General features: G+C 57.0%; 13 protein-coding genes. 8 read left to right on the top strand and 5 right to left on the bottom strand.

What is annotated here, in order from left to right; translation table 11 throughout:
* Positions 1 to 64: 64 nt before the first annotated feature.
* The 8 genes from RMR16_RS06915 to sufA all read left to right on the top strand — a co-directional run bounded on the left by RMR16_RS06915 (position 65) and on the right by sufA (position 7,430).
* On the top strand, positions 65 to 1,234 hold the full coding sequence (locus RMR16_RS06915; RefSeq protein ID WP_320201505.1) for a cysteine desulfurase family protein: 1,170 nt from the start codon (positions 65 to 67) through the stop codon (positions 1,232 to 1,234).
* A 203-nt stretch (positions 1,235 to 1,437) separates the two neighbouring features.
* On the top strand, positions 1,438 to 2,907 hold the full coding sequence (gene sufB / locus RMR16_RS06910) for a Fe-S cluster assembly protein SufB (protein WP_320201504.1): 1,470 nt from the start codon (positions 1,438 to 1,440) through the stop codon (positions 2,905 to 2,907).
* Entirely contained in the window at positions 2,907 to 3,134 is a 228-nt protein-coding gene (locus RMR16_RS06905) for a hypothetical protein (RefSeq protein WP_320201503.1), read from the top strand. Before sufB ends, RMR16_RS06905 begins: the two co-directional genes overlap by 1 nt.
* 12 nt (positions 3,135 to 3,146) lie before the next feature.
* Positions 3,147 to 3,902, top strand: coding sequence for a Fe-S cluster assembly ATPase SufC (gene sufC / locus RMR16_RS06900; RefSeq protein WP_320201502.1), 756 nt, complete (start codon positions 3,147 to 3,149; stop codon positions 3,900 to 3,902).
* A 23-nt stretch (positions 3,903 to 3,925) separates the two neighbouring features.
* Positions 3,926 to 5,197 (top strand): Fe-S cluster assembly protein SufD, encoded by a 1,272-nt coding sequence (sufD, locus tag RMR16_RS06895; RefSeq protein WP_320201501.1) that lies wholly within the window; start codon positions 3,926 to 3,928, stop codon positions 5,195 to 5,197.
* Positions 5,190 to 6,440: a cysteine desulfurase gene (locus tag RMR16_RS06890; RefSeq protein WP_320201500.1), complete on the top strand. Its 1,251-nt coding sequence runs from the start codon at positions 5,190 to 5,192 to the stop codon at positions 6,438 to 6,440. The genes sufD and RMR16_RS06890 overlap by 8 nt, the downstream gene beginning before the upstream one ends.
* A 23-nt stretch (positions 6,441 to 6,463) precedes the next feature.
* Positions 6,464 to 6,847 (top strand): SUF system Fe-S cluster assembly protein, encoded by a 384-nt coding sequence (locus RMR16_RS06885; RefSeq protein WP_320201499.1) that lies wholly within the window; start codon positions 6,464 to 6,466, stop codon positions 6,845 to 6,847.
* A gap of 193 nt (positions 6,848 to 7,040) precedes the next feature.
* Positions 7,041 to 7,430, top strand: a complete 390-nt coding sequence (gene sufA / locus RMR16_RS06880; protein WP_320201498.1) for a Fe-S cluster assembly scaffold SufA — start codon at positions 7,041 to 7,043, stop codon at positions 7,428 to 7,430.
* Positions 7,431 to 7,566: 136 nt separating this feature from the next.
* Here sufA and RMR16_RS06875 read toward each other — a convergent pair whose 3' ends face one another.
* The 5 genes from RMR16_RS06875 to RMR16_RS06855 form a co-directional block, all read right to left on the bottom strand.
* Positions 7,567 to 8,484 (bottom strand): MYG1 family protein, encoded by a 918-nt coding sequence (locus tag RMR16_RS06875; RefSeq protein WP_320201497.1) that lies wholly within the window; start codon positions 8,482 to 8,484, stop codon positions 7,567 to 7,569.
* Between the two features lie 90 nt (positions 8,485 to 8,574).
* Positions 8,575 to 9,057: a transcription elongation factor GreA gene (greA, locus tag RMR16_RS06870; protein WP_320201496.1), complete on the bottom strand. Its 483-nt coding sequence runs from the start codon at positions 9,055 to 9,057 to the stop codon at positions 8,575 to 8,577.
* 67 nt (positions 9,058 to 9,124) lie between these two features.
* Positions 9,125 to 10,333 (bottom strand): ABC transporter permease, encoded by a 1,209-nt coding sequence (locus RMR16_RS06865; RefSeq protein WP_320201495.1) that lies wholly within the window; start codon positions 10,331 to 10,333, stop codon positions 9,125 to 9,127.
* On the bottom strand, positions 10,323 to 11,042 hold the full coding sequence (locus tag RMR16_RS06860) for an ABC transporter ATP-binding protein (RefSeq protein WP_320201494.1): 720 nt from the start codon (positions 11,040 to 11,042) through the stop codon (positions 10,323 to 10,325). Before RMR16_RS06860 ends, RMR16_RS06865 begins: the two co-directional genes overlap by 11 nt.
* Positions 11,043 to 11,056: 14 nt before the next feature.
* Positions 11,057 to 12,352, bottom strand: a complete 1,296-nt coding sequence (locus RMR16_RS06855) for an efflux RND transporter periplasmic adaptor subunit (protein WP_320201493.1) — start codon at positions 12,350 to 12,352, stop codon at positions 11,057 to 11,059.
* Between the last annotated feature and the right edge of the window lie 249 nt (positions 12,353 to 12,601).

Below are 12,601 nucleotides of genomic sequence, written 5' to 3'. Positions count from 1 at the left end.
CGGAAATTTCAAGGAAAATGCGCGTCTGCGCATCAATCATAGGTCAGACAGAAACAATTTCCGCATGAACACGACAACGCGCACATATCTGGACTGGAATGCGACGGCACCTTTGCTGCCCGCCGTTCGGGCTGCGCTTGTCTTAGCGCTGGATGTGCAGGGCAATCCATCGTCCGTTCATAAGGAAGGCCGTGCCGCCCGCGCCGCTTTGGATGCGGCGCGTCGCGATGTGGCCGCTCTTGTTGGCGGGCAGGCCGCTCATGTCGTCTTTACCAGCGGTGCGACGGAAGCGTCCAATCTGGTGCTTTCGCCTGTGTTCAAGATGGGCCGTGCGGCACTGTCCATCGGTCATCTTTATGTGTCTGCCATCGAGCATCCGGCCATCCGCGAAGGCGGACGCTTCGATAAGGCTCATGTCACCGAGATTGCGGTAACGGCGGATGGCTTGATTGATCTGGCTGCGCTTGGAGCTGCGCTGGCCTCACATGATTCCACTACCGGCCTGCCGATTGTGGCGGTAATGCTGGTGAATAATGAGACCGGAATTATTCAGCCTGTGGCAGAAGCTGCGCGTCTGGTTCATGCGGCTGGCGGCTTGCTCGTGGTGGATGCCGTACAGGCGGTTGGTCGCATTCCGGTGGATATCGAAGCGCTGGGTGCGGATTTCCTGATCATTTCGTCCCACAAGATTGGCGGTCCGAAAGGTGTCGGCGCGCTGATCTCCCGTGGTGAAGTGATGATGCCGAAACCTCTGATCCATGGCGGTGGGCAGGAAAAGGGGCATCGTTCCGGCACGGAAAACACCTTGGCGATTATCGGTTTCGGCGTGGCTGCTGCGGAAGCGGCGCGCAATCTGGAGACTGAAAATACGCGGTTGAAGGGTTTGCAGGTGCAGTTGGAAGACGCGATGCGGGCTCTAGCACCTGATGTTATCGTCCATGGCCACGATGCGGCGCGGGTTTGCAACACCACCTTCTTCACGCTGCCGGGCCTGAAATCCGAAACCGGGCAGATTGCTTTTGATATAGAAGGCGTGGCGCTCTCGGCTGGTGCTGCCTGCTCTTCCGGCAAGGTGGGCGAAAGCCATGTTTTGACGGCGATGGGCCATGACCCCAAGCTTGGTGCCTTGCGCATTTCGTTAGGGGCTGCAACCACGCAGGCGGATATTGAAAAGGCTATTGCGGCTTTTACAAAAATAGCCGGTCGGCGAAAGCTGACCGTGCAGGCTGCCTGATCTGGCGGTGAGAAAATTGCGGAATGTCAAAATTTCGCTTGCGGTGCGGTGTGAAAAGCGCCAACCCGCCCTTAAATAATACGTAAAAGCGCTGGCTTCATGAAGCCGTCGCATTTATGCAAGCGCGAATGAAGACGGGCTACCCCGTCTTGAGACGTTGACAAGCCACCGGACCTTGGATCCGGCGAGATTGGAGAACGAATATGGCTGCGGTTCAGGAAACAATCGATCAGGTTCGCCAGATCGATGTGGACCAGTATAAATACGGTTTTGAAACTCAAATCGAAGTGGACAAGGCTCCAAAAGGTCTTTCCGAAGAGGTTATCCGTTTCATTTCCGCCAAGAAGGAAGAGCCGGAATGGATGCTGGAATGGCGTCTTGAGGCTTACAAGCGCTGGCTGACCATGGAAGAGCCCACTTGGGCGCGCGTGAATTACCCAAAGATCGACTTCAATGATCTTTATTATTACGCAGCGCCAAAGAGCACGCCGGGTCCGAAGTCGCTTGAGGACGTCGATCCTGAGCTTTTGAAGGTCTATGAAAAGCTCGGCATTCCGCTGATGGAACAGGAAATTCTGGCTGGCGTCGAGAACCGCCGCGTGGCCGTGGATGCGGTGTTCGATAGCGTATCTGTCGTAACCACGTTCAAGAAAGAGCTGATGAAGGCCGGCGTGATTTTCATGTCGATCTCGGAAGCCATTCGCGAATATCCTGAGCTGATCAAGAAGTATATCGGTTCGGTCGTTCCAACGACTGACAACTATTATGCGACGCTGAACTCCGCGGTGTTTACGGATGGTTCGTTCGTGTTCGTGCCAAAGGGTGTTCGTTGCCCGATGGAACTGTCGACGTACTTCCGTATCAACGAGAAGAACACCGGCCAGTTCGAGCGCACGCTGATCATCGCGGAAGAGGGCGCTTACGTGTCCTACCTTGAAGGCTGCACGGCACCGCAGCGCGACGAGAACCAGCTTCACGCTGCCGTGGTCGAGCTTGTGGCTCTGGATGACGCCGAAATCAAATATTCGACCGTCCAGAACTGGTATCCGGGCGATAAGGACGGCAAGGGCGGCATCTACAACTTCGTGACCAAGCGCGGCGATTGCCGTGGCCACCGTTCGAAGATTTCGTGGACGCAGGTGGAAACCGGCTCTGCGATTACGTGGAAGTATCCATCGTGCATTCTGCGCGGCGATGACAGCCGTGGCGAGTTTTACTCGATTGCCGTGTCCAACGGTCATCAGCAGATCGACAGCGGCACCAAGATGATCCACCTCGGCAAGAACACGTCGAGCCGCATCATCGCCAAGGGAATTGCTGCCGGTTTTTCGGAAAACGTCTATCGCGGCCAGGTTTCGGCCCACCGCAAGGCGACCAACACGCGTAACTTCACGCAGTGCGACAGCCTTCTGATCGGCGACAAGTGCGGCGCACACACCGTGCCTTACATCGAAGCAAAGAATTCTTCGGCCCAGTTCGAGCACGAAGCAACGACGTCGAAGATTTCCGAAGATCAGTTGTTCTACTGCCTGCAACGCGGCATTCCCGAAGAAGCCGCCATCGCACTGATCGTCAACGGTTTCGTCAAGGACGTGATCCAGCAGTTGCCGATGGAGTTTGCGGTTGAAGCGCAGAAGCTGATTGGCATTTCGCTGGAAGGCTCTGTTGGCTGATGGAAAAATCCCGTTTGGGCGGCACGTCACGGCTTATTGTGTTGTGCATATTCGTCGTCATGTGCGGGGTATTTCTTGGGATAGGCGGGCTTTTGGCGGGCTGGGTGTTCGCCAAGCCTCTTTTGATAGGCAGCGGTATTGGGCTGGTAGCCATTTTTTGGCTCACCGATGCGTTGAAACCAGAGACATTTGACCGTTTCTCTTTTCGTAAGAGAAAACAAGATTGAGAGATAACAACCATGCTTGAAATCATCGACCTGCACGCAAAGATCGCCGATACCGAAACCGAGATCATCAAGGGCTTGAACCTGAAGGTTGCGGCTGGTGAAGTGGCGGCCATTATGGGACCGAACGGTTCTGGCAAGTCCACGCTGTCTTACATTCTGTCTGGCCGTGAAGACTACGAAGTCACCTCTGGCGACATTCTGTACAACGGCGAAAGCATTCTGGAACTGGATGCTGCCGAGCGTGCGGCAAAGGGCATCTTCCTTGCTTTTCAATATCCAGTCGAAATTCCCGGCGTTGCGACCATGCAGTTCCTGAAAGTTGCGATGAACGAGCAGCGCAAGGCACGCGGCGAAGCCGAGCTTTCGACACCTGACTTCATCAAAAAGGTCAAGGAAGCTGCTGGCGATCTGAAGATCGACATGGACATGCTGAAGCGTCCGCTGAACGTTGGTTTCTCCGGTGGTGAGAAGAAGCGTGCGGAAATTCTGCAAATGGCGCTGCTGGAGCCAAAACTCTGCGTGCTGGACGAAACCGATTCCGGCCTCGACATCGATGCGCTGAAAATCGTTGCTGATGGCGTCAACGCGCTGAAGTCTCCGGACCGTGCCACCATCGTCATTACCCACTACCAGCGCCTGCTCGACTACATCGTGCCGGATAGCGTTCATGTTCTTTACAAGGGCAAGATCATCCGTTCGGGCGACAAGGACTTGGCGCTGGAACTGGAAAACAACGGTTACGCCGACATCATCGGTGAAGCAGCCTGATTGCAGGCGAGGAGCTGATGTCCATGAATATGCAAACAACAAACCGGCAAACGCCAGCGGAAACCGCGCTGGTCGAAGCCTTCACCACCAAGTTCAGCGCATTGCCGGGTAATGGCGATGTGGTTGCGGCACGCGATGTGCTGTTCGATGACCTTAAAACCGCTGGTCTTCCAACCCGCCGTATCGAGGCCTGGCACTACACCGACCTCAAGACGCTGCTGCGTGGCATTCCTGAAGATGCGCCGGCACCCGTGATCGAAAAGCGTGCGCCGCTCGTTTCTGGCGGAGCGGTTGCTTATGTGTTGCACGGCACTGCGGCTGATGCTCAGATCGAAGATTTCGACGTCACAAGCTATGCGGCAAACCTGTCCGATGGCACCGCAGCCGCTGCGCTGGTTGCTGCCAGCAAGGACGATACGATCGGTCGCATCAACGGCAGCTTCGTGCGCGATGGCCTTTCGGTTGTCGTTCCCGATGACGCCGAGATCGAACATCCGCTTGAGCTTCAGGCCATCCATGGGGCAGGGCAGGTTCACAGCCGTTTCCCTGTTCGCTTCGGCAAAGGCTCGAAGGCAACGATTATCGAGCGTCACCTTTCGGTGACTTCCGATGCTGCTTTTGTATCTTCGGTCAGCGATATCGAAGTTCAGGATGGCGCGGAAGCGACCTACATCATTCTGCAACAGCAGGGTGTTGCCGATACGCATCTGGGCCAGCTGCGCATCATCATGGGTGCGGATGCCAAGCTGCGTCTGTTCGTCATCAATGCGGGTGGCAAGCTGGTTCGTCAGGAACTGCGCGTCGATGTCGAGGGTGAAGGGTCTGACCTTTCCATCCGTGGCGTCAACCTGTTGGGCGGCGAAACGCATACCGATGTGACCATGGTTCTCGGCCACAACGTGCCGAACACCACCTCGACGGAAGTGTTCCGCAACGTGGTGTTCGATCGCGCCAAGGGTGTTTTTCAAGGCATGATCCGGGTTGCCCCCGATGCCCAGAAGACCGATGCCAAAATGGCCTGCAACACGTTGTTGATGTCGGACGATGGCGAGTTTTCGGCCAAGCCGGAACTTGAAATCTTTGCCGATGACGTTCAGTGCGGCCATGGCGCGACGGTTACCGATATCAGCAACAACCATCTCTATTATCTGATGGCGCGTGGCGTGCCACGGGCAAAGGCGCGTGCCATGCTGGTCAACGCTTTTGTGGACGAGATCATCGAAGAGCTGGAAGACGAGAAACTGGTGGAAGCGCTGGAACAGATCATTGCCAGCTGGCTGGAACATCATGCCTGATAGCGAACGCGCCGTCGTGGCTGCCCCTTACGATGTCGAGACCGTGCGGAAGGATTTTCCGATCCTTTCGCGCGAGGTTTACGGCAAGCCGCTGGTCTATCTGGACAATGGCGCGTCCGCCCAAAAGCCGCAGGTGGTTATCGATGCCATCTCTCAGGCCTATTCGAATGAATATGCGAATGTGCATCGCGGCCTGCATTTTCTGTCCAACGCCGCGACTGACGCTTACGAGGCATCGCGTGAAAAGGTACGGCGGTTTCTGAATGCCGGTTCGGTGGATGAGATCGTCTTCACCAAATCCTCGACCGAAGCCATCAACACGGTTGCTTATGGGTATGGTATGCCAAAAATCGGAGAGGGCGATGAAATCGTTCTGTCGATCATGGAGCATCACTCCAATATCGTGCCGTGGCATTTCATTCGTGAGCGCCAAGGTGCAAAACTGGTCTGGGTGCCGGTGGACGATGATGGCGCGTTCCACATCGAAGCGTTTGAAAACAGCCTGACGGAGCGCACCAAGCTCGTCGCTATCACGCATATGTCCAATGCGCTTGGCACTGTCGTTCCGGTTAAGGAAATTTGCCGTATCGCGCATGAACGCGGCATTCCGGTGTTGGTCGATGGTTCGCAAGGTGCCGTGCACATGCCGGTCGATGTCCGTGATATCGATTGCGACTGGTATGTCATGACCGGTCACAAGCTTTACGGGCCTTCCGGTATCGGCGTGCTGTATGGTAAGGCCGACCGTCTGAAAGAGATGCGTCCGTTTCAGGGCGGCGGCGAGATGATCCTCGACGTATCCGAGGATGCCGTGACCTACAATGATCCGCCGCATCGGTTCGAAGCGGGCACACCGCCCATCGTACAGGCCATTGGCCTTGGTTACGCGCTGGATTATATGGACAATCTTGGCCGCGCTGCCATCGCGTCGCACGAGGCTGATCTTGCGGTTTATGCGGCGGAACGGCTTCGCGAGATCAACTCGCTTCGTATTATCGGCAATGCGCCCGGCAAAGGTGCTATCTTCTCGTTTGAGCTTGAAGGCATTCACGCGCATGATGTTTCTATGGTCATCGACCGTCGCGGTGTTGCGGTGCGCGCTGGCACCCATTGTGCCATGCCGCTCTTGAAACGCTTCGGCGTGACCTCCACATGCCGGGCATCGTTTGGACTTTACAATACACGCGCCGAAGTGGACGCTCTGGCTGAAGCGCTGGACTACGCCCGCAAATTTTTCGCCTGAGATCGAAATTAGGATCAGGGATCATGACCACCGATACCACCGAACAGACACAAGACGTGACCGAAGCTCCCGCCAAGGTTTCCAACATCTCGCCGGACGAACTGGCGCGGATCAGCGATGACGTGATCGCAGCGCTTAAGACCGTCTACGACCCGGAAATTCCTGCGGATATTTTCGAGCTTGGTCTGATCTACAAGATCGACGTCGAAGATGATCGCATGGTCAAGATCATGATGACCCTGACCGCACCCGGTTGCCCTGTTGCTGGCGAAATGCCGGGCTGGGTGGAAAATGCCGTTGGCGCTGTCGAGGGTGTTTCGGGCGTCACGGTGGAAATGACCTTCGATCCACCGTGGACGGCAGATCGCATGTCGGAAGAAGCACAGGTCGCTGTCGGCTGGTATTGAAGCATGTCGCGCAAAACTGTGCAGCGGTTTTGCGAGAACGACATGCGAAAAACAAAGACTTGAAGCGTGTTGCGCGAATCCTTTTTCACGCAACACGCTTCAAGTCCGCTATTGATACCGCCTTCGGGCGGCATTAGATTGAATCCATGAAAGCATCGGGCCTTGAACCCGATTGTTTAAGGAGAGTGGGCCCATGGGCTTTGCAGTGATGACCGTAACCGAGGCCGCCGCCTCTCGCGTAAAAGCAATCGTCGAAAATTCCGGCCCCGATGCCAAAGGCGTTCGCGTCGGCATTAAAAAAGGCGGCTGCGCTGGTATGGAATATACCATCGACCTCGTGACCGTGCCTGACGCCAAGGACGATCTGATCGAGTTCGACGGCGGCAAAGTCTGGATACAGCCATCCGCTGTTCTCTACCTTCTCGGCACGCAGATGGATTTCGAAGTCACAAAAATGCGCTCCGGCTTTATTTTCAGCAACCCGAATCAGACGTCGGCTTGTGGCTGTGGTGAGTCCGTGGAATTGAAGCCAGCCGATCTGGCGGTGCTTGCCAAGCAGCGCGAAGAGGCTGCTAGCGTCTGAGGACGCTTTTTCCTCCGTCATCCCGGACCTGATCCGGGATCCAGTGTGCCGCGTCTGCGGCACCAGAGACTTTTTTGCGATCAAGGACTTGATCGCGCTGGACCCCGGATCAAGTCCGGGGTGACGAAGCGAAGAGTTAAACCACGTTCCGAACAGCAATATCCGCCATCGCCAATGCAGCCTCACGGCTTTTCGCAGCAGCGATGAATCGGCCGTTGTGGCAGAAGGTTGCGCCTTCTACGCCACTTGCCGCTTCCAGATCGCCATTGGTGAGGCCAGCCCAAGCGGCGGGGAGATCGGCGCGCAGTTCAAAACCTTCGTCTGCACGGCGAATGCCGGTCAGGCACCAGTCTTTGTCGCGCGGGTGGACGACGAAGAGAAGGTGGTCGGCGCCGGCTTTGACGATGGCTGGGCGGAAGGGCATTCCGATGGGCAGTTCCAGAACCCGGCCTTCGCCAGTTGCTTCGATTGCTTTCAAAACCAGCGATTCTGCCCGCAATTTTGCGGCTCGTTTGCCGATGCTGGCTTCAACGAAGCTGCGTGCGATGGCAAGGGCAGCGTGGAATGCCTGGGTGTCCGCGTCAGGATCAGTGTTGTCGAACGGTGGCTTCAGGCTTTCCAGTAGTGCGGGCAAGGTGAGGCTGGCAAGCTGCCCGGCGATGGAAGGGCTGAGCGCGCCGTTATCCACCAGATCAATGGGCAGCACGAAGCTGGTATCGAAGGAGGTGTGGATCGCTGCGATGTCAGTTTCAGGCACGCCGGAGGCTGCAAGATAATCATGCCCGTAATGTTTCCAGATCAGCCCGAAAGAGCTGTATGGCTGGTCATCTTCGCGCAATGGCGCGCCGCGCTGGTGGTGATCGAAAATACGGGCCTGCGCATCATAAGCGCCACCGACATCGTAGATGATGCGATCTGACGCTGGCGTGATCCATTCTGGCGCACGGCTGCGAACGATTTTCGCCTCCGGGAAAAGCCGGGTGAGGATGACGCTGGACAGCAGTTCATCGGCGTGGAAGCCACCGGAATGGGTGACGAGAAAATCCGCTGTCATATCGGGAGAGGCCTTATTTTTTATGGGAAATGTCTTGGTTGGGGATCAGATATCTGCTGGGCGACATTATCGCAACCCGCCCGGTCGTTTCTATTTGATCGCTGTGATCTCAAGCTCATGGTCCCCAAGGGGAATGACATCGCCCACGGCCTTGCCCATCAGCCCACGCGCCACCGGCGAGACATAGGATATCGTGCCCGTCTTGGGGTCGGCTTCGTCTTCGCCAACAATGCGATAGGTCTGCACCCGCCCGTCATCGCGCTCGAACGTCACGGTGCTGCCGAAGGCAACCACATCATTGCTCTCCGGCGCTGGAAGTGGCTGGGCCGTGTGCAGCCGCTCGGAAAAATAGCGCAGGTCGCGCATATGCGGTGCTGCCTGGCGTCTGCGCTCATTGATGTCTTCAATGATATTGGCGGCGTCAAAAGCTTCGCGTGCCTGCTTTACGTGCAGCTCAAGCGCCTTCAACCCTGCCTCTGTGACGAGGTTGGGGTGTGGCGAAACGGGGCGGTCCGGCAAGTGCGTTTCCGCAGCCGTTTCCGCACTCTCTTCTTTCACAAAGGCTACGCTCACGTTCAAACTCCATATAATGCTGTTCTTCCTATATGGAGATTGGGGAGAGGAATGACAACGGGCATGGCTATTCGTGCCGCAGTGCCTCGATGGGGCTGAGGCTTGCCGCGCGTCGTGCCGGGAAATAACCAAAGATCACGCCGATTGCCGCAGAGAAGGCAAAGGCAAGCGCGATGATTGACGGGCTGGTGACGAAGGGGACGCCCAAAAAGCTGACCACGCTATAGGCAAGGCCAAGCCCGGTCAGAATGCCCGCGATGCCGCCAAAAGCAGACAACATGACGGCCTCGACCAGAAACTGCGTCAGCACCTGTTTTTCCAGCGCACCGATGGCAAGGCGAATGCCGATTTCCCGCGTGCGCTCGGTGACAGACACCAGCATGATATTCATGATGCCAATGCCCCCGACCAGAAGGCTGACGGCGGCAACTGCGCCCAAAAGGCCGGTCAACAGCGTCGTCGTGCCGGTCATGGCGGACGCAATCTGCGCCATATCGTTGACGTTGAAATCATCCTCGCGGCCAAGGGCAACCCTGCGGCGCTCCCGCAGCAGGTTTTCCAAATCCGATTGCACCTTTGCCGTTGAAACACCGTCCTGCGCCGACACCATGATGCTGGAGATGGTGGTGGTGCCGCCAATGCGTCGCTGGTGGATTTTCAGCGGCATGATGATGGTATCGTCCTGGTCATCGCCCAGACCGGATTGGCCTTTCCGTGCCAGAACGGCAATGACGGGGCAGGAGATGTTGCTGACACGAACCGTCTGGCCGACCGGGTTTGCAGAACCGAACAGTTCCTGCCGCACGGTTTCACCGATGATGCAGCCAATCTGGCCACCGCGATCTTCGGCAGGCAGGAATTCCCGGCCTGATGCCAGCGTCCAGTCCTGCGCAATCAGATAATCATTGGTTGTACCAACGACGCTGGTGGAGTGGTTCTTGCCACCGTAGATGACCGTTGCTGCCGAGCTTCTGTTGACGGGGGCGACGGCACGAATGCCGCTGATCTGGTCGCGCATCGCTTGCACGTCATGATCGGTAAAACGTTTGGCCTCCGTGCTGGCACGGCCCGGTCCGAACTGGCCGGGACGCACGAACAGCATATTGGTGCCGAGGCGCGAGAGTTCTGACTTCACCTTCGCTGTCGTGCCATTGCCAATCGTGACCATGGCGATAACAGCGGCAACGCCGATCACGACGCCCAGCACGGTGAGAAATGAGCGCAGAATGTTGCGGCTGATGGCGCGCAGGGCAAGGCGGGCGGTTTCAAGAAACATCGACGGCCTCCACACTCTGTGCGGCGCTGTCTGACGCGAGATGGCCGTCCACAAACCGCAACAGCCGGTTGGCGTGGGCGGCAATGTCTTCTTCATGCGTGACCATAACGACGGTGATGCCTTTTTCGCGGTTCAGCGTTGTGATGAGGTCCATGATCTCGGTGCTGGTTTTCGTGTCAAGATTGCCGGTCGGCTCATCGGCCAGAAGCAGAGCGGGTTTGGTAACGATGGCGCGGGCAATTGCCACACGCTGCTGCTGGCCACCGGAAAGCTCCTGCGTGGTATGATGCTCCCGGCCTGCCAGACCCACCTGTGCCAGCGCTTCCATGGCCAGCGGGCGGCGCTCACCCGCTTTCATGCCGCGGTAAATCAGCGGCAGCTCCACATTCTCGACAGCGGAGGTGCGGGGCAGGAGGTTGAACCCCTGAAACACGAAGCCCAGCATGTGCCGCCGCAAAAGCGTGAGCTGTTCGTTGTCAAAGCCGCTGGTCGGCACGCCCTGAAACAGATATTCGCCCGCCGTCGGCGTGTCGAGGCAGCCGATAATGTTCATCGACGTCGATTTTCCGGAGCCGGAAGGCCCCATGATGGCGACAAACTCCCGCGCCCGGATCGACAGGCTGACGCCATCCAGCGCCCGGATCGTCGCTTCTCCAACACCGTACTGTTTGACGACGCTGCGAAATTCGATGAGTGGTTCAGACGTCATGTTCTTCTCCCGCCTCAACTGCTGCGCTGAGTGGAATCGGTGATGACCTGATCATCGGGTGTAATCTCCCCCGATTTGATGGCGGTGAATTGGCCATCCGTGGAACCTGTTTCCACCTCAACGGACACCGGGTTGTTATTGCGCAGAACCCAAACGCTGCGTTTTGCCATTTGCGCCTGTTCGCCACCGCGCTGGGAACGTCCCATGCGGGGAGGGCGAAACAGGCTCATCAACCCGCCACCACGAGACGCGGATTCGCGTGGCGGGGTATAACGCAGGGCGGCGTTGGGAACGAGAATGGCCTCTTTGATCTGCTCCACGACGATGTTCGCGGTTGCCGTCATGCCAGGACGCAGCAGCAGTTCGGCGTTATCCACCGTCAGTATGCCTTTGTAGGTCACGACATTCGAGACGGTCTCCGAGGCGAACCTTACTGTCTCGATGGCTGCCGGAAAGCTTCTTTCCGGGTAGGCATCCACGTTGAATGTTGCGGTCTGGCCGGTTTGCACCTTGCCGACATCGGCTTCGTCAATCGCCACCTGAAGCTCCATTTCGCGCAAATCTCCGGCGATGGTGAACAGGACAGGCGCGTTGAGGGAGGAGGCGACCGTGGCACCGGGGTCCACACTGCGGGTCAGAACCACGCCATCGATGGGCGAAACGATCTTGGCCTTGCCGAGATTGACTTCCGCCAAACGCAGGTCCGCTTCTGAGGACAGCACCGCTGCGGCGTTGACTTCCAGCGTTGCACCGGCGGCGTCATAATTAAACTGTGCGACCTCCAGATCCTGCTGGCTGGAGACTCGGCTCTGCACCAGCGATTTCAGGCGCTCCAGCGAGGCATTGGCAGAGCCAAGATCGGCTTTGGCCTTCAGCACGGTGGCCTTGGCGGAAGCGAGTTTGGCGCGTGCGCTTTGCACGTCTGCTTCCAGCTTGTTGGTGTCCAGTTCAGCCAGAATATCGCCAGCCTTGACGGGACTGTTATAGGTCACATTCACCTTGCGGATGGTGCCAGAAAGCTCACTGGAAATATCCACCTTGTCCGTTGGCTGGACTGAACCCGTGGAGGTGACGATGACAGAAAGATCGCCCTTGGTCACCGCCTGCGTGGTGTAGGTGTAGGAAACGCGGGAGCCGCCGAACACGTAATAATACGTGGCTGCACCCGTGAGAGCCAAAAGCCCGACAACGACATAGACAAAACGCCGCGATTTCTTTTTGCCGGACTTTGCCGAAACGAGAATCTCCCGAAGATCAGGCTGTGGCAATGACGTATCGGTTTTGTCTTGATTGTTATCGGCAGTTTTCATTCTTTTATCCATCAAGAGAATGCAGCGAAAAGACTTATGGGCAGCGAAGCGCCGTTAAGCCATTGAAACGCGTCGACGTTGTTTCCAACTGTTTTATCCGGCTTGGCATAGCTTCGTGGCAGGGTGAAGTGAAAACTTGGTAATATTATCGTTGATCAATCGCTCCGGAGCTTTTGACGAGGCTTGAGACGAGGTCATAAAAAACAAATGAAAAGATGATTTTATCTGTTGCAGGGCGTGAGCGAACCG

Source organism: Agrobacterium sp. rho-13.3, assembly GCF_033957765.2.
Classification (GTDB): domain Bacteria; phylum Pseudomonadota; class Alphaproteobacteria; order Rhizobiales; family Rhizobiaceae; genus Agrobacterium.
Note: the sequence above shows the minus strand (reverse complement) of the source record. Positions and strands in the feature narration are given on the sequence as shown.